The organism is Capnocytophaga genosp. AHN8471 (assembly GCF_016806945.1).
In the GTDB taxonomy this organism is placed as follows: Bacteria; Bacteroidota; Bacteroidia; order Flavobacteriales; family Flavobacteriaceae; genus Capnocytophaga; species Capnocytophaga periodontitidis.
Map to the genome: position 1 here is coordinate 50,542 of NZ_JAESPJ010000004.1, position 21,343 is coordinate 71,884.

At 39.6% G+C, this 21,343-nt stretch carries 17 protein-coding genes and 1 pseudogene; 15 read left to right on the top strand and 3 right to left on the bottom strand.

All coding sequences use genetic code 11. The features are described 5' to 3' along the window. Positions 1-143: 143 nt before the first annotated feature. The 12 genes from JMN12_RS00655 to lipB all read left to right on the top strand — a co-directional run bounded on the left by JMN12_RS00655 (position 144) and on the right by lipB (position 15,251). Positions 144-3,062, top strand: coding sequence for a SusC/RagA family TonB-linked outer membrane protein (locus tag JMN12_RS00655; RefSeq protein ID WP_203136175.1), 2,919 nt, complete (start codon positions 144-146; stop codon positions 3,060-3,062). A gap of 21 nt (positions 3,063-3,083) precedes the next feature. Continuing rightward, a complete protein-coding gene (locus JMN12_RS00660) occupies positions 3,084-4,718 on the top strand; it encodes a RagB/SusD family nutrient uptake outer membrane protein (RefSeq protein WP_203136177.1) in 1,635 nt (544 codons plus the stop codon). Positions 4,719-4,738: 20 nt separating this feature from the next. Further along, positions 4,739-5,815, top strand: a complete 1,077-nt coding sequence (locus tag JMN12_RS00665) for a substrate import-associated zinc metallohydrolase lipoprotein (protein WP_009414217.1) — start codon at positions 4,739-4,741, stop codon at positions 5,813-5,815. A 1-nt stretch (position 5,816) separates the two neighbouring features. Next, positions 5,817-7,130, top strand: coding sequence for a DUF4302 domain-containing protein (locus JMN12_RS00670; RefSeq protein ID WP_009414218.1), 1,314 nt, complete (start codon positions 5,817-5,819; stop codon positions 7,128-7,130). Between the two features lie 38 nt (positions 7,131-7,168). Continuing rightward, a complete protein-coding gene (locus JMN12_RS00675; RefSeq protein WP_203136179.1) occupies positions 7,169-7,540 on the top strand; it encodes a hypothetical protein in 372 nt (123 codons plus the stop codon). A gap of 128 nt (positions 7,541-7,668) precedes the next feature. Next, positions 7,669-9,252, top strand: coding sequence for a phosphoenolpyruvate carboxykinase (ATP) (pckA, locus tag JMN12_RS00680; protein ID WP_009414220.1), 1,584 nt, complete (start codon positions 7,669-7,671; stop codon positions 9,250-9,252). A gap of 272 nt (positions 9,253-9,524) precedes the next feature. After that, positions 9,525-10,406, top strand: a complete 882-nt coding sequence (locus tag JMN12_RS00685) for a hypothetical protein (protein ID WP_203136354.1) — start codon at positions 9,525-9,527, stop codon at positions 10,404-10,406. A gap of 438 nt (positions 10,407-10,844) precedes the next feature. Further along, on the top strand, positions 10,845-12,260 hold the full coding sequence (locus JMN12_RS00690; protein WP_203136181.1) for a trypsin-like peptidase domain-containing protein: 1,416 nt from the start codon (positions 10,845-10,847) through the stop codon (positions 12,258-12,260). Positions 12,261-12,581: 321 nt separating this feature from the next. Beyond that, complete coding sequence (locus tag JMN12_RS00695; protein WP_088594074.1) at positions 12,582-13,046, top strand: macro domain-containing protein; 465 nt, start codon at positions 12,582-12,584, stop codon at positions 13,044-13,046. Between the two features lie 15 nt (positions 13,047-13,061). Beyond that, positions 13,062-13,535 carry a 23S rRNA (pseudouridine(1915)-N(3))-methyltransferase RlmH gene (gene rlmH / locus JMN12_RS00700; protein ID WP_088594075.1) on the top strand — a complete coding sequence of 158 codons (474 nt, stop codon included), beginning with the start codon at positions 13,062-13,064 and terminating at the stop codon, positions 13,533-13,535. Positions 13,536-13,699: 164 nt separating this feature from the next. Next, positions 13,700-14,575 (top strand): neutral zinc metallopeptidase, encoded by an 876-nt coding sequence (locus JMN12_RS00705; protein WP_198466135.1) that lies wholly within the window; start codon positions 13,700-13,702, stop codon positions 14,573-14,575. Continuing rightward, positions 14,553-15,251, top strand: a complete 699-nt coding sequence (gene lipB / locus JMN12_RS00710) for a lipoyl(octanoyl) transferase LipB (protein WP_203136183.1) — start codon at positions 14,553-14,555, stop codon at positions 15,249-15,251. Before JMN12_RS00705 ends, lipB begins: the two co-directional genes overlap by 23 nt. Positions 15,252-15,698: 447 nt before the next feature. Here lipB and JMN12_RS00715 read toward each other — a convergent pair whose 3' ends face one another. Both JMN12_RS00715 and JMN12_RS00720 read right to left on the bottom strand, forming a co-directional pair. Beyond that, positions 15,699-16,610, bottom strand: coding sequence for an AAA family ATPase (locus JMN12_RS00715; protein ID WP_198466133.1), 912 nt, complete (start codon positions 16,608-16,610; stop codon positions 15,699-15,701). Next, complete coding sequence (locus tag JMN12_RS00720) at positions 16,607-17,791, bottom strand: glutathione binding-like protein (protein WP_203136185.1); 1,185 nt, start codon at positions 17,789-17,791, stop codon at positions 16,607-16,609. The genes JMN12_RS00715 and JMN12_RS00720 overlap by 4 nt, the downstream gene beginning before the upstream one ends. Before the next feature lie 104 nt (positions 17,792-17,895). Here JMN12_RS00720 and JMN12_RS00725 point away from each other — a divergent pair, with 104 nt between their 5' ends. The 3 genes and pseudogenes from JMN12_RS00725 (at position 17,896) to JMN12_RS00735 (ending at position 20,226) form a co-directional block, all read left to right on the top strand. After that, positions 17,896-18,816 carry a hypothetical protein gene (locus tag JMN12_RS00725; RefSeq protein WP_203136187.1) on the top strand — a complete coding sequence of 307 codons (921 nt, stop codon included), beginning with the start codon at positions 17,896-17,898 and terminating at the stop codon, positions 18,814-18,816. 81 nt (positions 18,817-18,897) lie between these two features. Then, positions 18,898-19,238 (top strand): annotated as a pseudogene (locus JMN12_RS00730) (inorganic diphosphatase). A 193-nt stretch (positions 19,239-19,431) separates the two neighbouring features. Next, positions 19,432-20,226 (top strand): lysophospholipid acyltransferase family protein, encoded by a 795-nt coding sequence (locus tag JMN12_RS00735; RefSeq protein ID WP_009412241.1) that lies wholly within the window; start codon positions 19,432-19,434, stop codon positions 20,224-20,226. Here JMN12_RS00735 and JMN12_RS00740 read toward each other — a convergent pair. Beyond that, the gene (locus JMN12_RS00740) at positions 20,179-21,324 is read right to left on the bottom strand and encodes an MFS transporter (RefSeq protein WP_203083247.1); all 1,146 of its coding nucleotides are present in this window, start codon (positions 21,322-21,324) and stop codon (positions 20,179-20,181) included. The two genes, JMN12_RS00735 and JMN12_RS00740, sit on opposite strands and share 48 nt — an antisense overlap. Between the last annotated feature and the right edge of the window lie 19 nt (positions 21,325-21,343).

Here is a 21,343-nt window from a genome sequence, read left to right on the forward strand (position 1 = left end):
TGTCTAATAATCCCATTCCTCCACTTCCGATTATTATTTATTCACAATCTAATTAAAATACATTCCCCCAATTTTTTTAACAAAATATTTGCATCGTTTCGTTTAATGTCGTATATTTGCGACCTCATACCACAAAAAATAATATGAAGGTACTAAAATTTAAAACTCTCTCGCTACTGTGCGTTTTTGTATGGCTAACCCAATGGACTACCGCCCAAACGCAAACAGTAACTACTACTGCTACTACCTCTAAAACCACTACAGCACAAACTCCTATGAACACCATTACGCGCGGGGAAACTTCTATCTCAGGGAATACCAAACCCCTATGGGTGCTCAATGGGGTAATATTGGAAGACGATATAGATTTAAAACCTGAAGATTTAGTCTCCGACGACGCTAAAATGCTCATCGCCGCGGCTATACCTGGCCTTACCACCGAAAGTATAGAAGGTTTTAAAGTGCTTAAAGACGCTTCAGCTACCGCTATCTATGGCCAGCGAGCTATCGGGGGGGTTGTTGCTATCACCACTAAAAAAGGAAATGTAGGAAGTAGCAACATCACCTATACCAATGAATCTACCTTTCGTTTTATCCCTACCTATGCCGAGTATAATATAATGAACTCGCAAGACCAAGTCGCACTATACAAAGAGTTTTTACAAGCTGGACACTTCAAAGTCGATGATATCTACGCTCAAACGGGCGTGCTCTCGCGAATGTACCAACTGTATAAAATATTAGATGCCAATGGCAACCCTATGGTACCTAATACCGAAGCAGGGCGCGCTGCTTACCTCAGAGCTGCCGGACTTAGGAACACCAATTGGTTCAACGAGCTCTTTCAAACAAGTATAATGCAAAACCACACCCTATCTTTCTCCTCTGGAAATGAAAAATCTACTTATTACGCCGCTTTGAGTGTGCTCAGCGACCCAGGTTGGACGAAAGGAAGCTACTTAAATCAATACTCTGGAAACCTAAATGCTAACTACAACCTCTCTCGAAAAGTACGCCTGAATGTCATCAACGACTTGTCCTATAGAGAACAACTTTCTCCTTATCAAGATTTATATTCTTACGCCCTTAACAACTCCCGTGCCTTAGACCCTAAGGACTACTACACCCAAAAATACACTCCTTACAATATCTTCAACGAAATAGATAATGCCTATCGAAAAAGCTATACCGCCAATTTGCGTTTGCAGGCACAACTCTCTTGGAAAATTACCCCTAAAGTCGAAGCCTCTCTAATGGGCGCTATACGATACCAGTCTTATATCCGCAATACCGACCGCACCGAAAAATCAAACGAGGCAATGTCTTACCGCGAGATGTCCAACTCCTTCATCCGTGATAGCAATAATAATCTCTATAAAGACCCTAACGACCCCTTTGCTCTCCCCAACATCGTATTGCCCGAAGGTGGCTTGCGCTCTAAACGAGAAATGACCACCCGTAGCAACAACTTCCGCGCTACAATAAGTTATAACGACAGCTTTAAAAACGGTTTGCACCTCCTATCGCTGTTTGGCGGTTTTGAAATGGATAATACACAGCGCGATACCGACTCTAACGACAATTACGGCGTCCTCTATAACTCAGGATATTATAGCTATTACAGCTATCTCCTCTTTAAAAAACGACAAGAAGAAAACAAAAACTATTACAGCATCAACAACACCGTGAACAACAACCAAGCCTTCTACGGAAATGTGAGCTATACATTTAAGAAACGTTATACCTTTGATGGAACTCTTCGATATGATGCCTCTAACAAGTTCGGCGAATCGCGTTACATACGATGGATGCCTACTTGGAACACAGGAGTAAAGTGGAACGTAACCGAAGAAAAATTCTTCAGCAAACTCAAACCGCTCTCGCTCTTATCGTTTAAAGCCTCTTTTGGAATAACAGCCATTTCCCCTTCTGTGAGCAATTCGCTTTCTCAAATCTATACCGATATGCCTTGGCGAAACTCAACCGAGCGTGAGATAGGCTTATACATAAAAAATGCTGCCAACCACGACCTTACCTATGAAAAAAACCAAGAACTCAACCTCGGTACTCAGTTAGGCTTATTCAACAATCGCATCAACATATCAGCAGAATGGTTCAACCGAAAGAGTTATGACCTCATTGGCGATATTGTAACCCAAGGCGTAGGAGGAACGATTACCAAAAAAGGAAATATGGCTGAAATGCGCATACGAGGCGTAGAACTTGGCTTGGAAACAACCAATATAAAAACAACCGATTTCTCTTGGAAAACTTCTTTCGTCTATTCCCGCGCTACCAACGAGGTAACCAAACTGCTTACCGCCCCTACCATTAGAGATATGATAGGCTACTCTACCACCAGTAGCTCGCCCGCTGGTTTTGCCAAAGAAGGCTACCCCCTCAAATCTATATTCTCTATTCCTTTCAATGGACTGAATGACAAGGGGCTACCTACTTTCTTGGACGCCAATGGCAACACCACAGTCAGTGGTATTCGATTTGATAACCGCAATGTCGATTTCTTGAAATATTCAGGTACACTCATCCCTACCGATAAAGGAAGTTTCAGCAACTCATTTACTTACAAAGGACTTTCGCTCGGCGTTGTCTTTACCTATTCTTACGGCAATGTGGTGCGCTTGCGTAAAATCACCAATGCTTATGCAACCGATTATAGTACCGCCCCTAAAGAACTCAACAATCGCTGGTTGAGAGAAGGCGATGAGAAAAGCACTACAATGCCTACGCTTTTTACCTCTTATATGTTTGAACAATACCAAAGAGCCAATGTAATACAAGCCTATTACACCTATGATTATTCCGATATTCGCATAGCCAAAGGTGATAACATTCGATTAAAAGAAATCTCTATAGGTTATACTTTTGATAAAGAATTCTTGAAAAGAAACCATATCCGCCAGCTGAGTATGAAACTCCAAGGAACCAATCTCGCCTTGCTATATGCCGATAAACGACTCAACGGCGACGACCCCGATTATCTGGCTAATGGAACTCCTATCCAGCCAAAACGCCTTATATTTACTTTAAGAGTAGGTCTTTAATCTTAAAAAAACAGAGAAACGATGAAAAAGATATATATACTTATAGGTATAGCCGTATGCAGCTTGACCGCCTGCAACCAGTTACTCGATGAGTTGCCCGACAACCAAGTGCGCATCGATACCCCCGAAAAAGCACGCCGATTGCTCACAAACGCTTATCCTGAAACAAGCGAAATTGTCATAAGCGAACTCTCCTCCGATAATATTGACGATAACGGTACTATCATATCAGGCGCTAACTACTTGAGCAATGAAGCTAGCTATTGGCAGGTAATACGCGAATATAATAATAGCGACGGATTACAGAATGTTTGGACAGCTCACTACCAAGCAATTAATACGGCTAATACCGTGCTCGAAGCCATTGAAAAAATGAGCGCTTCAGCAGAACTCAACGCTTGTAAAGGAGAAGCTTTAGTAGCGCGCGCTTATGCTCACTTTGTGCTGGTGAACCTTTTTTCTAAACCTTATAATCCCAATAGCAGCAGTACCGATTTGGGTATTCCTTATATGCTACAACCTGAAAGCGAACTCAATAGAAAATACGCAAGAGGTACTGTAGCCGAGGTATATGCCAAAATAGATGCCGACCTCACCACAGGCCTACCTCTCATTAATGATAGTTATTACCAAACACCTAAATACCACTTCAACAAAAAAGCAGCTTATGCTTTTGCGGCACGCTTCTATTTGTATTACCAACAATGGCAAAAAGCCTTAGATGCCGCCAATGTAGTGCTCTCCACCAACGATGCTACTACCGAAGCACTCTTGCGCAACTGGAGCGACTTCACCGATGCAAGCAAAACAGGAGGAAAAGTATTCGGTAGGTTTGCCATTTATTACACCAATGAGCGTATCAATGCCAATTTGTTGCTCTTGCCTGTAAGTTCCGAAATATCCGAAACTTATTTTACACCCTATACACGTTTTGTACACAACAAACGCACAAACGGCGAGGAAACACTCGTAACTGCAAACTTGTGGTATCCTCAACGCCAACCTAATAACAACTTCTCGTTTGGCTATTACTATTTCGAACCTTTTACCCCTACCAGCGCCCGTGCCGATGGGGTAGTAGTCGATAAATTTCCTAAATTCAATGCTAAAAATGAAGAAGGTACTACCGTCAAAAAAAGCATCGTTGTCCCTTTCACTACCGATGAAACTCTTTTGGTACGTGCCGAAGCTAAAATACACCTGCAACAATATGCAAGTGCGATCAACGACCTCAATATGTGGACAGGTAAATTCATCAAAAAAGATGTTACTATAGGAAGTTATACTTCTAAAAACCAATTCACCCAACAAGAAATTGTAGACTTTTACAACAATTTGGCTTATTCCTCTACCGCTACCGATAATGGAGCAACTCAAAAAAAACGCCTCGCTCCATCTTTTGCCATTGCCAACGATGGTATTCAAGAACCTCTCTTGCACTACCTATTGCAATGCCGCCGTATCCTCACCCTTGGCGAAGGATTGCGCTGGCAAGATATACGCCGTTATAATATAGAGGTCGCCAGATATCAGCGTGACAACAGAAACCGAAACAACTCAACCATCAAAGCCATCTTGCCTCCTGACGATTTGAAACGCACCATACAACTACCCGATGCCGTTATTGGTGCAGGAATGCAAGCAAACCCAAGATAATAAAAATAAAAACTCAACGTATGAAAAAAATACTATATCCCCTTTGTGCAGCTCTTTTCTTCTTAGGTTGTAGCAACCACGATAAACTCAGTGATGATACACCCGAGAGTGACGGTTCTACCTTAAACCCTCAAAATGAGCTGGATAGATATTTAGATAAATATATTGCAACCCCTTATAGTATCGAGATAGTGTATAGGTATGAAGATAACAAGCTCATCAATCGTGAGTACTCCTATACTCCCACCCAATACGATAAGGCTGTACAGTTCGTCAATGTGTTTAAGTACTTATTTGTAGAACCCTATGTAAAAATAACTTCTACAACTTTCTTGAAGGAACATTCCTTCAATATGCTCATCTTGTTGGGGCAACCTGCTTTCAATAGTGATGGCTCTAAGAACGTAGGGCTTGCTAATGTAGGTAGAAAAGTGCACCTCACCGAGATAAACAACATCCAGCCTAATAATATCTATTGGCTGAACGATAACCTGTTGTCTACTCTCTATCACGAAAATTCACATACCTTGCACCAGTCAATACAGTACACTACCGATTACGAGAAAATATCGCTCAACGACTATCAAGGGGGAAACTGCTTTAGCCATTGGGGTAGCACTCGCGACTACCTAAAAGCTGGATTCATCACCGCTTATTCTAGTTACGACCACGACGAAGATTTCGTAGAACTATTAGCCCGTTACATTGTCTATTACAACGCCTCTTTGGATTGCGGTTGTGCCACTACCAATAGCAGCTTAGATACCGATGGTGATGGCTTCGACGATAGTTTGTACACCGCTTGGAAAGCCAAATTTGTGAATTATGGTGATATAACAGGCTATGAATCTGCTAGCGTTTGGGAAGAAGTACTCAAAGAAGCCGACGTAAAAATAAGAGATACCGAAACCTATACCGGCAAACAAAAATTAGAACAAAAGATAGCTATTATGAAAAAATACCTGTCTGAGACTTGGAACATCAATTTAGATGAGTTTAGAGCCGAAATTCGCAGCCGTTATCCTTATGTAGCTGGTAAAACCTTCGATGGCGTAGCCGTGCCTGCAAAAGATTTTTCAATATTAAACAACGATTAAAATGAAAAAATACCTATATATAGCACTATCAACATTGATGCTTATCAGTTGTAGTTACAAAGAAGACGATGTGTTCTCTCAAAAACCTTCCGAACGTAACAATAGCATCCTTCAAAAGTACAAAAGCCAATTAGAAGCTCCTAATACCTATTGGGTCTTGAGTAGTTACCCTGGCGAAAGCAACGTAGGCTTTTGGGTATACCCCTATAATCCTACTGTTTTTGCTACCGAAAGAGACTATCCCCGCTTCGACCGCAGTATCGGTGGCTATAACTATATCGTGAAGTTCGCCGATGGAAAGGTAACAGCCTCCTCTGAAGTCTTAAAGGATAATACCGAAGACACCTCTTACTTCAGATATACCATAACAGAAGGTCCTACCTTGAGTTTTGACACCTATAGTAAGGTATTACATCACTTTTCTTTTGTATCCAACTGCTTTCCTAAAGGAAGAGGTGGCGATATAGATTTTATCTTCCTCAAAGAAGAAAATGGCGTATTTACCTTGCGTGGTCGTACCTCTAACAACCTGATGACACTCAGAAAATTAGAAGGTGATAGAGAAACTTTCTTAAACAAACTGAGAGAAAATACTAATACCCTAAAAAACAAAGCACTGTCTCCTATCAGCGTAAACGGAACAGAAGTAAACCTAAAATTTTTTCCTACTTATAGACAGATTGCTTTCTTGTACAACAACAACCAAAAGTATGAGCAACGCGCTTTCCTAATGACCGAAAAAGGCTTTAAACTCTATGAACCCGTAACCATCAATGGTGTTACTTTCAGTGAGTTTTATATCAACAATGCCAAAACAGGACTCACCACCCCCGATGGCACGATTACAACCTCTTTTGTAACCTCCCCTTTCATCCCTACTGATAACACTCATCAAATAAACTTCAGTAGTGGATGGGTGTCACCTATTTTATTAAACTATTTCAATAGAAGAAAAAGAGCCATTGCACGTGAGTATGGAGCTAATTTTGTTCTGTCCGAGTCGCTTTATTTTATGCCATTGGCTAATGGAAACGATGGCACAAGTGTTTCTCAACTATATGCCGATGTAAGTGGCTATAATTGTTATTACGAAGCCGATTTCGTAGGGGTAGCTGGCGAACCTAATCAAGTCGAAATCCTATTTAGAGACATTGGAGAAGACTATTATAACTACATCTACTTCTTTTCCGATGTAAAAAATTTATTGTTGCAATTAGCAAAATATAGTCCTTATAAGGTAGAAGATCAAAACAATGGTTATTACATCTTCACCAGTGCCCGTAACGACGAAGTCTGGTTTTACATCAAAAAATAACTCTTCGTCTGTATATACCCCTTTTGCACCACCACACTTTGGCAAAGGTTCTAATAGCTTATCAAGCTACAACCTTTGCCAAAGTTAATTATTCTATTAATCAACACAATTGTCACCTTCCCATTATTCCCACTGCTCCCACTATTCCCACCGCTCCCACTATTCCCACCGCTCCCACTATTCCCTCCGCTCCCATCCCTGCCCGTGCGGCTCGCACCTCTCACCATTCCCACCCCTCTCACCGCTCCCATCCTTGCCCGTGCGGCTTGCCCCTCCCACCATTCCCACCACTCCCATTGTTTCCACCGCTCCCATCTCTGCCCGTGCGACTCGCACCTCCCACCGCTCCGCAATTCTCAGAGTTTCTCCGCGATTCTCCTTCATCATCATTTTTGCAAAAAAAATGTTAAAAATATTTGTTCATTACATTTTTTTTGCGTACATTTGCAGCGTTTTTCAGAGGAGCTTTCCTACTGTGTAAAACAAAAAAACATAAGTTAGTAAATTATAGAATTTTAAATAAAAAATTTAAGACATTATGAGTAAACCAAAAACACTTTCCGTTGATAAATACGGAATTAAAAACGCTAATGTTCGTTACCAATTGTCTGCTGACGAACTTCACCAAGAAACTTTGGACAAAAAATTAGGCGTTGAAGCTTCTTCTGGAGCTATTGCTATCAACACAGGTAAATTTACAGGTCGTTCTCCTAAAGACCGCTTCATCGTAAAAGATGATATCACCAAAGATCGCGTATGGTGGGGTAGTATCAACATCCCTTTCGAACCCGAAAAATTCGATAAACTATACGAAAAAGTAGTAGCTTATCTTTCAAGTAAAGAAATTTACGTTCACGATGGCTATGTTTGCGCCGACCCTAAATACCGCACCAATATCCGTACTATTACTGAACTTCCTTGGAGCAACCTTTTTGCTTACAATATGTTCTTGCGTATAGATGATAGTGAACTCCCTTCTTTCAAAGAAGATTGGTTAGTTGTAAACGCTCCTGGTTTTGAAGCTGACCCTGCTGTAGATGGTACTCGTCAAGCTAACTTCGCTATCTTGAACTTCACTAAAAAAATTGCATTGATTGGTGGTACAGGTTATACCGGAGAAATTAAAAAAGGTATCTTCTCTGCTATGAACTTTGAATTGCCTGTCTTCCGCAACACTATGCCAATGCACTGTTCTGCTAACGTTGGTAAAGACGGTGATACTGCTATCTTCTTCGGCCTTTCTGGTACTGGTAAAACTACCCTTTCTGCCGACCCTAACCGCCACCTCATCGGTGATGACGAACACGGTTGGACTCCTGAAAATACCGTTTTCAACTTCGAAGGTGGTTGCTATGCTAAAGTAGTTGACCTTACTGCTGAAAAAGAACCTGAAATCTTCGGTGCTATCAAAAAAGGCGCTATCCTTGAGAACGTAATTATGGATGATAAAGGTGTTGTTGATTTCTCTCGCACTGATATCACTGAAAACACTCGTGTTTCTTATCCTATTTACCACATCGCAAATATCCAACCTGGTTCTATAGGACACAATCCTAAAAACATCTTCTTCCTTACTTTCGATGCTTACGGCGTATTGCCTCCAATCTCTAAATTGACTCCTGAACAAGCTGCTTACCAATTCGTTTCTGGTTATACTTCTAAAGTTGCCGGTACTGAGGTAGGTATTACTACTCCTCAAAAAACTTTCTCTGCTTGCTTCGGAGCTGCCTTTATGCCTCTTCACCCAGCTGAATACGGTAAACGTTTGGCTGAAAAAATCAAAGAAACTGGCGTAAACGTATGGTTGGTAAACACTGGTTACAACGGTAAAATGAAAAGATGTAGCTTGAAAGATACCCGCGCTCTTATCACTGCGGCTCTTACCGGCAAACTTAACAACGTTGAATACAAAGAATTGCCTATCTTCGGATTCAAAGTGCCTCAATCTTGCGACGGTGTTTCTGACCAAAGCATCTTGAACCCAGAAAATACTTGGAGTGACAAAGCTCAATTCAGCGCTAAACTCAAAGAATTAGCTGAATCATTTGTACAAAACTTCAAAGATAAAAAATTCGCTGAAGGTGCAAGTGCCGACGTCCTCGCTGGTGCTCCTAAATTGTAATTTGACTTTAAAGGACATAGTTTGAAAAAGGTTGCTTCCCATCGGAAGCAGCCTTTTTCTATTATTATCTTCTATATTTTGAATATATTTGTCGTTGATTTTATAATGCGAGTTATACTTTATAATTTTATATGTTAAAAAAATGAAATAGAAAGTGAGTATGGATTTTGAAATTATAAGATAATTTGTTTAGGAATAGTTTTTAAAAAATAGTATCTTTGCTTTCTCAGAATGAAATTATTAATAAAATGAAAAGAATATTATTTTTATGTATGACAATTATTTTTATAACTTGTCATAAAAGTAATGATGAAGCTCCCCAATCAAACCCTAATCCCCCTACAAATACCTATTTGTATGGTATTACTATAGATGACAGTTGGGATAAAACCAGAGTTACTGTTCAACAGATTGTAAATGCTATCAAGGCAATGCCTATAAAACCTACGGTACGTATAGTGATGTCTAAGGGTACAGCGATAGCAGATTACAAACCACTTTTTTTGGCTATTCACCAAGTAGCTTATGTGATGGCAACACCTGCCGATTCCGAAGATATGAAAAAATACACTAACGTAGATAGTTATATAAAGAGATTTCAGGATTCGTATGAAGAGCTATCGGCATATACAGATTTTTGGGAAGTGGGCAATGAAATTAACGGAGAAGGTTGGTTGGGTGACGACCCTCAGTTTATTGCCAATAAAGCCTATGGTGCTTATAAGTTTATCCACAGTAAAAAAGCAAAAACAGTGCTTGTGAGCTACTATTTTAAACCTGATGACCAAAAAGTAACAATGGAAGATTGGCTAAAAAAATATATTCCTGAAGATATGAAAAAACAATTGGATTATGTGTTAGTAAGCTATTACGAAGATGATAACGATGATTACCAACCTAATTGGCAAAATGTATTTAACAATTTAGAAGCTATCTTTCCAAATGTTAAATTAGGCATAGGGGAATGTGGCAATAACGACTATAAGAAGTACTCTGTACAAAGTAAAGTACAAAGAGCTAAGCACTATTATTCGATGCCTAAATATGTAAAGAACTACGTGGGCGGTTATTTTTGGTGGTATTGGGTACAGGACTGTGTGCCTCATCAAAACAGTGAAGTTTTTAAGGCTATCAATAATAGTTTAGTTAAATAATTAATTATATTGATGTGTCTATTTCGCGAAATATAGTAATAAAAGTTGTTAATCTGTATGTATACAACTAGATAATTGATAATTGAAAAAACGCATTAAAATTGGTGTGAGATTTAATATAAAAATTAGTACGAATATTCTTGAAGAGTTATCCGAAAAGTCTCAAAATAACACTTACTTCACTACATTCTATCGAAGTTTTTTGCTTGTACAGATTATATCTATAAAAAGTTGATTGTATTGATAATCAATTAATTTTAAATTGTATTATGTTAGAGAGGTTTTGTACCTTCCTCAAAAAAATACTCTTATTTATTCACAATCTAATTTTGTTTTGAAACATAAAAGATTAAAGAAGCTCTTATTATTAGCCATTAAAATGGCACAATTGTTGCCTATTCGTCTTACGATATAAAAAAAATTAGTAAAACAAAAAATATGATGAAGAATTACGCAACAATGATAGCTACTGCCTTCCTCGGCGGAGCTATGACCTTAGGAGGGTATAAACTCTTTATAGATAAACACGACGCCAAACAAGAGGCACTTGATTTGCTCTCACGTCCCGCTTTGGTACAAACTAATCACACTACCCCTGAAAGAACGGTAGCAGGCGAAACCAACTTTGTAGAAGCGGCTAACAAAACGGTGAATAGCGTAGTGCACGTAAAGAACACTGTAAAATCACAAGGAGGTGTTACCTCTATCTTCGACCTTTTTTACGGTAATGGGGGAGGCGAACAGACCCAAGTAGGTACAGGCTCTGGCGTTATCATTACCCCCGATGGCTATATAGTAACCAATAATCACGTGATTGCCAATGCTACTACTTTGGAGGTTACCCTTAACAACAATAAAACTTATACAGCTAAACTCATAGGTACAGATGCCGCTTCCGATATTGCCTTACTAAAAATAGAAGCCGACGAAAAACTACCTTTCCTCACTTTTGCGGACTCCGATAATACGCAAGTAGGCGAATGGGTACTCGCAGTAGGGAATCCTTTCAACTTGAATTCTACCGTTACTGCCGGAATCATCAGTGCAAAAGCGCGTAATATCAGCGAGCGCGGTAGCGATAAAATAGAATCGTTTATACAAACCGATGCCGTGGTGAATATGGGAAACAGTGGGGGAGCTTTGGTAAACCTCAATGGCGACCTCATTGGTATCAATACCGCAATCTCATCTACTACAGGGGTATATATGGGCTACTCATTTGCTGTGCCTAGCAATATCGCTAAAAAAGTGGTAGAAGATTTGATAGAATACGGAAATGTACAACGCGGGGTTATGGGCGTACGCGGACAAGGATTAGACTCCGAAGTAGCCAAAAAACTCAACGTCAAAGAAACTGAAGGATTCTATGTAGATTCTGTAGATGATGACTCAGGAGCAGGAGCTGCCGGTCTTAAAAAAGGTGACATTATCAAACAAATCGATAATGTGAAGATACATAAATACTCTGACCTTAGTGGTCACATCGCTTCTAAACGTCCTGGCGATATGCTAAAAGTAACTTATGTACGCGAAGGTAAAGAACGCACTGCCAATATTACCCTCAAGAAAAACACTACTTATGTAATACAATCCTTAGGTTTGGAAGTGAAAAACCTTTCAGAAGCCGACCAAAAACGTTTTAAAACTAAAAATGGAGTGAAGGTTACTGCTGCAGGTCAGTTTTATGAGTACAATAATATCAATATAGTAGGAAAAGTGTTGCTTTCAGTGAATGGAAAAACCATTAAAGATGTAGATGAATTGAAAAATATAATGTCTAATCTTTCTTCACGCAATCGCAACTCGTTAGAATTCCTGAACGAAAGAGGAGAAAAAGAAAGATTCTTCTTCTAATAAATATTCAATGAAGTTGTCCGAAAAGTCTCAAAATCGTATTTGCATCCCTATCTTTGCCAAAGTTTCTTGTCCGTACAGTTCATATTTTTGGCAAAGTTGAATACTCAAATAGTCAATCACTTTTAGAGTCTTTTGAGTAAGAAAGCCAGCAATAGTTGGGTATGTGTTGCAAATGCCCTTACAAATAGAACTTTTCGGACATCCTCATATAATTACCCCTCCTTTAACTCGTCAGCCTTGTCCGACTTGTCCGAGTCTCTCCAAGTTCCTCCGAGATTTCCCAAGTCTCTCCCAAACCTCATAATAAAAAAATCAACAATGATACACTATTTAAAAGCCGATGCTACGGCACCACAAACCGAAGGTAACATTATCATCACCCATATTTGTAATGATATAGGTGCTTGGGGTAAAGGTTTTGTGTTAGCACTTTCCAAACGCTGGAAAACACCTGAAAAACAATACAAACAATGGTATAAACAAGGCGAAGGTTTCGCTTTGGGTGCAGTGCAGTTTGTAAAAGTAGAAAATGATATATGGGTTGCCAATATGATTGGGCAGCATCATATTTATAAAGATGAGAACGGCAATCCCCCTATTCGTTATGAAGCAGTGAAAAAAGCCTTACAACAAGTAGCCAATTTCGCTCTTGAAAACAATGCCAAAGTACAAATGCCTCGCATAGGTTGCGGATTAGCAGGAGGCTCTTGGGATAAAATCGAAGCCATTATCAATGAAACCCTTTTAGAAAAAAATATAGAAGTATTTGTCTGCGACTTATAATTTTTCACTTAACCGATGAATATCAAACTTATAGCCGTAGGAAAAACCGATAATTCAGCCTTACAAGAGCTCATCACCACCTACGAAAAACGACTTTCGTATTACATCAATTTTGAATTGCAACTCTTGCCCGATATTAAGAATAGCAAATCACTATCGGAAGAGCAACAAAAAGCAAAAGAAGGGGAGCTTATCCTCGGCAATGTAGCCTCGTCTCATCACCTGATACTCTTAGACGAACGTGGCAAAGAGTTTACCTCAGTGGCTTTCGCCGATGAATTGCAAAAGAAAATGAATGCCGGCATCAAGCAGCTCACCTTTGTGATTGGGGGACCTTATGGTTTTTCAAAAGAAGTATACGACCGTGCTAATGGCAAGTTGTCGCTTTCCAAACTCACCTTTTCACACCAAATGATACGCCTATTTTTTGTAGAACAACTCTACCGTGCTTTTACGATTCTCCGAAATGAGCCCTATCATCATCAGTAATTTAAATTTCTCAAAACAACACTCCCTCCATCCAACTCACCGCTAGCGCGAGCTTGTAGCTCGTGCCTCCGGAATTGGTGCACCGCACAATTCTCCCTTACAAATTGGCAAATTCACAAATTATTACTACATTTGCCCCCGAAAACTCAAAATAAGAAAAAACTATGAAATGGGAAGGAAGACGTCAAAGTAGCAATGTTGACGATCGCCGTGGTATGCGCGGCAAAGGCGGACTTATCGCTGGCGGTGGTATCGTCGGTATCATCGTTGTATTATTGCAACTATTTGGTGGCGAAACAGGACAACAAGTAGCCTCTGTTGTAAACCAAGTAGCAGGTGGTAACCAAACACAACAAGCAGTAGAACGTGTAGAACTCACTGCCGAACAGAAAAAAATAGGCGAATTTACGGCTACAGTACTCGCTGATACCGAAGATGTTTGGGAAAAAGTATTTGCTCAAAATGGATTAGGTACCTATAAAAAACCTACCTTAGTACTCTTCACCGAAAATGTCAGCACCGGTTGCGGTAATGCTACGGCAGCTGTAGGTCCTTTTTATTGCCCTGCCGACCAAAAACTCTATATGGATATGGACTTTTTTGAAGAACTCAAAACTCGATTCGGAGCTAAAGGCGGCGACTTTGCTATCGCTTATGTGATGGCTCACGAGGTGGGGCATCATATTCAAACGCTCTTGGGTACCTCTCAGCAAGTACGCCAAAAACAACAAGGGCTCTCTAAGGCTGCTGCCAATAAATGGTCTGTAGCTCAAGAGTTGCAAGCCGATTTCTATGCAGGAGTTTGGGCGCACCACAATCAAAAATATTTGGATACCGATGATATCGACGAAGCACTTAGTGCCGCAAATGCTGTAGGTGATGATGCTATACAAAAACGTATGCAAGGGCACGTAGTTCCCGATTCCTTTACTCACGGTACTTCCGAACAACGAAAATATTGGTTTACCAAAGGCTATAACACTGGCGACATCCGTCAGGGTAATATTCAAACTATTTATGAACAAACAAGTAATCGTTAGAGATTTAGGCAATAAAGATTATAAAGAAACTTGGGACTACCAAGAAAACCTCTTTCAAAAAATTGTCGATCAGAAAACAAATAACCGAGCTAATAACACTCACTTACCTACCGATAATTATTTTCTCTTTGTAGAGCATCCTCACGTCTATACCTTGGGTAAAAGCGGACATATAGAGAATTTGCTTATTGATGAAGAAGGATTAAAGAAAAAAGGAGCTACTTTCTATAAAATTAATAGGGGAGGGGATATCACCTATCACGGTCCTGGTCAAATTGTAGGTTATCCTATTTTAGATTTAGATAACTTTTTTACTGATATCCACAAGTACCTCCGCTTTTTAGAAGAAGTGATCATTCGCACTCTTGCCGATTATGGTCTCAAAGCAGAGCGCAGTGAAGGTGAAACAGGCGTTTGGCTCGATGTAGGAACTCCTTTTGCTCGCAAAATTTGTGCAATGGGTGTCCGCTGTTCCCGCTGGGTAACGATGCACGGATTTGCCCTAAATGTAAATACTGATTTGGGATATTTTGATAATATTATCCCTTGTGGAATTCGCGGTAAGGCAGTAACCTCACTAAATGTAGAATTAGCCAAAGATAAAGTAGATATAGCCGAAGTAAAATCGCATATCCTAAAGCATTTCAAAGAAATGTTTGAAGCTGAATTGATATAAAAAAAGCTACCTTAATAACTTGAATGTAGAAGATGTTTTCTCATCAAAAAGGTAGCTTTTGCGTATTGTAAGGCTGTCCGAAAAGTCTCAAAATCGCTTTTGCGGATTGCCCCCTTCCTTCGGAAGGGGGAACGGGGGTAGGCTTGCGTCGCTACACTTTGCCAAAGTTTTAATTGCTCGTCGTGCTACGACCTTTGGCAAAGTAGACCACTCTGATTATCAATAATTTTTTGAAGTATGTTATGTAGGGGCGTTTTGCAAACGCCCACTTAAATAAAACTTTTCGGACACCTTCAACGGGGGTAGGCTTTAAAACGCAAATATGGTACATTAGTCCATCTCCGCCCCGTCCGCCTTGTCTGACCTTGTCCAAAAACCCTACGATTCTCCGAGTTTCTCTGCGATTCTCTAAAATAATCTCTGCGATTCTCCCAAAAAATAATCAACCTAAAAATCCCCATAATTCACTTGAAAGCAAGGTAAATGCAAATCCTTGCGCCACATATCTACCACTTGATTGCGGTCATCTAAAAGAAATTCTACAAAGTATTTTCCTTGTATTTCTCCCTCAAAAAGTTCTCTTTTAATGATGTTATCTTTGCGAAAATCGTTAGAGGTGCGCATCAGCAGTAAGTCGTAACCTATTTGGTGTTTATCGAGAAAACGCACTGTAGGTTCGCGGAATTTATCTTCGCGCCCCGAGAGCAAAATCACTTGATAACCTTGTTGTTTAGCCATTTTCAAAGCAGCAGCTACAGGTTCGTTCAGCAAGTCGTTATCACAAGTCGCCGCGTTGTAAGGATCACGACCATTGAGCAAGGAAAGAGTACCATCTAAATCGCAAATCACAGCCTTAGGTAGGTTCTTATCTTGAGTAACATAGCTGGTAGTTGCCACTTGTACTTTGCGAGGAATAGGAGCAAAATCAAATTTTTCGAGAGTGTGCTTTAGGTTAGCCACATTTCTCTCTACCACACTTTTAGATATGAATTTTCCCGTTTCTTCATAGCGTTTATCACAGCGTTTTACTAATTCGTTTACAGGTAAATCAAATACTTTAAAACTGATATCAGCGTATTCAGTATAAGTGTGAATCATATCCTGAATGGTGCGCAACGATGTGTTTGTAGCATCGATAATCACATTGGTATCACTTTTTAGCAAGGTGAGCACCGAGGCTTCTACCATTTTGCTAATGCGCTCTTCATAGAACGGAATCATTAGTGAATCACCAAACTGCATCAAGCGAAAGTCATCGCGATTCACGCGTATCCAATTGTCTTCGGTACGTAAAAAATAACGTGCAAAGGTAGATTTACCCGACCCTGGGGCACCCACCAATATAAGAAGTTTACTCATAGTCTGCTGTCTAATTGATTTTCTACCTCTTCCCCTAAAATGCGGTCGAGTACTAAGTTTTTAAATTCGTAATTCTCCTCGTGAATTTCATTATAAGGCGTTTGCAAAAGTTTGGCATTGATAGCCCAATCGTTAATAGAACATTTTAGCTTACCTTTGATATTGCGTTTAGCGATTTGTTCTTCTAATCGGTCTTGAAAATCCACCCCGTAAATGAGTGTGAGGTAATCGTTGTTGCGCACTTTGAAAGCAGGCGGTATGCCTTGCATAAAAGCCTTACGAGGCTTGATAACTACCCCCTCTTCGTCATTTGCGTTCATTCGGTCTACCCAAGTGCGTATTTCGGGGTATTTGGCTTCAAAGTCAGCGGTATCCGTAAAAGTGTAGTGCAAAAATTCATCGTTGTTAATACGTGCAAAACTGAGGTTGTCATTCACAAAATACTCAGTCCCGTCATCGTAGATTTCCTTTAAAATATTAAAAGGTTTGAAGTAAACAGTTGCATCTTTGCCAAAGATGTCCAATTGTCTTTTAAACAGAGCAATATTCTTCTCATAGTGAGGCAAATCGAGTAGCTTCATATCGCGTATCGATTGGTACTGACGAATGATGTGGGTAGGGTATTTATCTTTCAGTTCCTTGCCCGAAAGTACTTTAGCGTCAGACACAAAAGCGAGGTATTCAGGTTTTTGCCTGATAGCGTTTATTTTTTCATACAAGTCGCTCTGTTGCAAGTAGTCGCAATGTATTTGATGAGAGATGTAATAAGCCGAAAACTCATTCGTAATAAGTCCTTTACCTAAAGCCGACCACGGCATCAATTCCGATTGGATAATGCGAATAGTCGTATTATCCCAGCTGAACTTAGCGTGCAACTGAGTGAGCGCTGGCACCCATTGTGAACGGTCTAAATGATTGATTTTATAACCATTTCGGCTTACTAAATAACTATCTTCTAAGTTCTTATGTAAGTAAATATCACAATAAGAACCCATATATTTCTTCTGTATTAAAATCTCTTTGATGTCTCTGTCAAAGAACCATCGCAAGCCCTCATAAAGACTTTCAATTTCATTGCGCCCTACCGATTTAGGAGCTGGTGAAATAGTCGGCGAAAAAGCATTGATTTTGTTCTTGCAAAACCAATCAATACGTTTTTTTATAAGTGTTTTATCTTCCATCGCTTAAATTTGTGGCAAAGGTAACAAAATGCACATAATTACACAAATAATTTGCTTAATCAAACAGAATATACTACTTTTGTAGTCACACAATAAGAAAAACGATGAAGACCTATTTCAAAAGATTATTCATTTTTACAGCAATTATTTTTAGCTTTCAGGTTGATTGTATTAAAGAAGATGAGGTTTATACAGAACATAAACGTGCTCTGTTACAACACAACTATCTCATTGTAAATACTATCGATGGCTCTCCTGCTGAAGTTGAGGTGAGCTATTCAACTTATATCGCTGGAAATAAAGAAAATACTGTGATAACCGAGCGCAAAACTACTCCTTTTGTGATAGGAGGAGAGAAAGTGATGGCAAAGTACGACAGTATATACGAATCTAATGGTAGAGATAGGTGGCATCTCTACAATCAACCTTATTATGATTATCAGCCTAAAGGGAGCGATTATCTCGTGATAAAAAACACTTCTACTACTACTTTAGAATATGCCGTGGTAGGAACTCAAAAAGTGCGCTATTATGTTCTGCCTGAACTTAATAGAAAACCTCTCATCAGCCGTAAAGAACCTGTAGATATAAACAAAATGCTAAAAGATTACCCTTTGCCTATTTACAAAGGAACGCCCGTGCTGTATCTGTTTAAACCAGAACTTGCTCCGCAAACTGATGTCTTTACTTTTTGGGAAAGCCTTTCGTCAGACAATAATACACGTATAAGTAAAATCCCCCTTAAAACACCTACTTTTGGAAGTGTAACTCTCAATGCGCCAATGCCTATAACCGATGTCTTAGCTCTTTATAAAGAAGAATTTGAAAAAGGGAATACTTTGTTTGATAGCTATTCTACTTATTACTCTCACCTCTTAGGTGAACCGAATAGAAGTTTAAAAACGCTTAATTGGTATGTATCTGATGGTCTTTGGTATGGAAAACTCTCTGCAGGACAGGAACTTATAAATAAAGAAGGCAAAATAAACTTTACAAATCTCAATAGCAAACCGAATAGACTATAAAACAAAAAAATAGGGTTATGGGGTATATATCACTTTTTTTACTATTTTTGCCCCCCTAAACGCTAATTGAATAAAAAAGAAATGTCAGAAAATAAATCACTATCTTTTGATGTACTCATCGAAATTTCCAAGGGGAGTCGCAATAAATACGAGTATGATTTTAAATTGCGCAAAGTGCGTTACGATCGTATGATTTTCTCATCGATGATGTATCCCGCCGATTATGGAATAAAATGAACGACCTTAGCGATCTAAACCCTCATCTTATCAAAGAAATCGAACACTTCTTTAGCGTGTATAAAGATTTAGAAAAGAAGAAAGTAGCTATCAATGGTTGGGAAAATCTTGAGGAATCGGTGAAGATTTATCACGAATGTAAAGAACGCTACGTTAATAGTGGTAAAAATTTTTCAATAAACTAAACTAATGGCGCTGTCCAAAAAGTCTCAAAATCACTTTTGCATCATAAACTTTGTCAAAGTCCCAAAACTTTGACAAAGTCTATAAAATTGATAATCAACAGCTTTTGCGGTATGTTATGTACGGGCGTTTGGTAAACGCCCCCTCAAGAAAAACTTTTTGGACAGCCTGATTACCTAATTAATAAATTGACCAATGCCTTTATTCAAACAAGACCCTTTCGGACACACCCTTTTCGTAAAGAAATGGCTCATTCGCGTTTTTGGACTCATTACTCACAGCCGTTATGATGGTTTCAATCAACTGAAGATTGAAGGCTCGGATATTATTCGCGAATTGCCTCCACAAAATGTGATGTTTATTTCTAATCATCAAACGTATTTTGCCGATGTAACGGCTATGTATCACGTGTTCAACGCCAGCTTAAAAGGACGCAAAAACACCTTAGATAATATAGGCTATTTGTGGAATCCCAAACTTAATATTTATTATGTGGCAGCCTCCGAAACGATGAAATCGGGGATATTGCCCAAAATATTAGGTTATGCAGGCGCTATTCCTGTCAATAGAACTTGGCGTGAAAAAGGGAAAGAAGTACACCGTGAAGTACGCCGAGTTGATGTGGAAAATATAGGGATTGCCCTTGCCGATGGCTGGGTGATTACCTTTCCGCAAGGTACTACATCGCCTTGGAAACCTATCCGCAAAGGTACGGCACACCTTATCAAGCAATACAAACCCGTGGTGGTGCCCATTGTAATTGATGGTTTCCGCCGTTCATTTGATAAAAAAGGTATCAATATCAAAAAGAAAGGGGTTCAACAATCAATGATTATCAAACCCCCTTTGCAGATTGATTATGAAAATGATACAGTTGAAGAAATTGTAGCTCAAATTGAAATGGCTATCGAACAACACGAATCATTCCTCAAAGTAAAAAAATTAGAACCTGAGAATACGCCAAAGGTAGAAAGTCAAGAGCAACCCTAAACTTGCTAAACCTGCACCCATAAGCGACGGGTAATTGGTGCTGAGTCCATAGAGTAGCGGCAATCCTCCTACATAAGCTCCAATAGAATTAGCAGTGTTGAATCCCGCTTGCATAAAAGCGGCTCCCATCATTTCTGATTGAGGAGCACAGCGAAAAATAAGCATATTCAGCGGAGATCCTAACGACATCGACATCGCTCCACATACAAACGTAAGTACCCACGCTATAGGCTGAATATGTGAGAAAAAGAAGACTAATAGCAATACACTGATGAGCATCAACGAGATGTAAATAGTCGCTTTGATAGGCAATAGGCGGTCAGTAATCCAGCCTCCTAAGAGGTTACCTACTACCATTCCCGCACCTGCTACTACCATCACCACCGATTTCATATCAGGGTTGATATGCGCCGTCTCTATCATCAAGGGTTGTATATAGCTGAACCACGCAAAAAGCCCGCCACAACCTAAAGCAGTAATACCTAAAACTAATAACGACCTTCTATTGAAAAATAAACGTACTTCGCGCTTGATACCAAGGTCTCTTTTGTTTTCTATATTGGGTAAGAAAAAGAATATCGATAGCATTGTAAGCAATCCTAACGACGATACACAGCCCATCGCTGTTCGCCAGCCTATCCAAGCTCCTATGTAAGTAAGCAAAGGTACCATTATCAAATTGGCGACAGTAAGCCCTGCAAACATAATTGAAATGGCAAAAGCCTCTTTACCTTTAGGGGCTAACTGCTTGGCTACAATAGCACCTACCCCAAAGAATGCACCGTGGGGTAACCCCGAAAAGAAACGCGCTAAAAGCAAAGTAGTATAATTAGGTGAAAAAGCTGAAAGCCCGTTGAAAAGCGTGAAGAGCAACATAAAGAACAATAGTATCTTCTTAGGATTGTATGAGGCTGCCAATGCGATGAGTGTTGGAGCACCTACAACTACACCTATAGCATAAGCCGAAATAAGCCGCCCTGTAATAGCATCTTCTAAAAGCATATCCTCACCTATTACACGTAATAATCCCATTATTAGGAACTCGGTAGCTCCTAAAGCTAAACCTCCTATGGCAAGAGGCCACAGTTTTTTAATCATAAGTTTTCTTTTTTAAGTA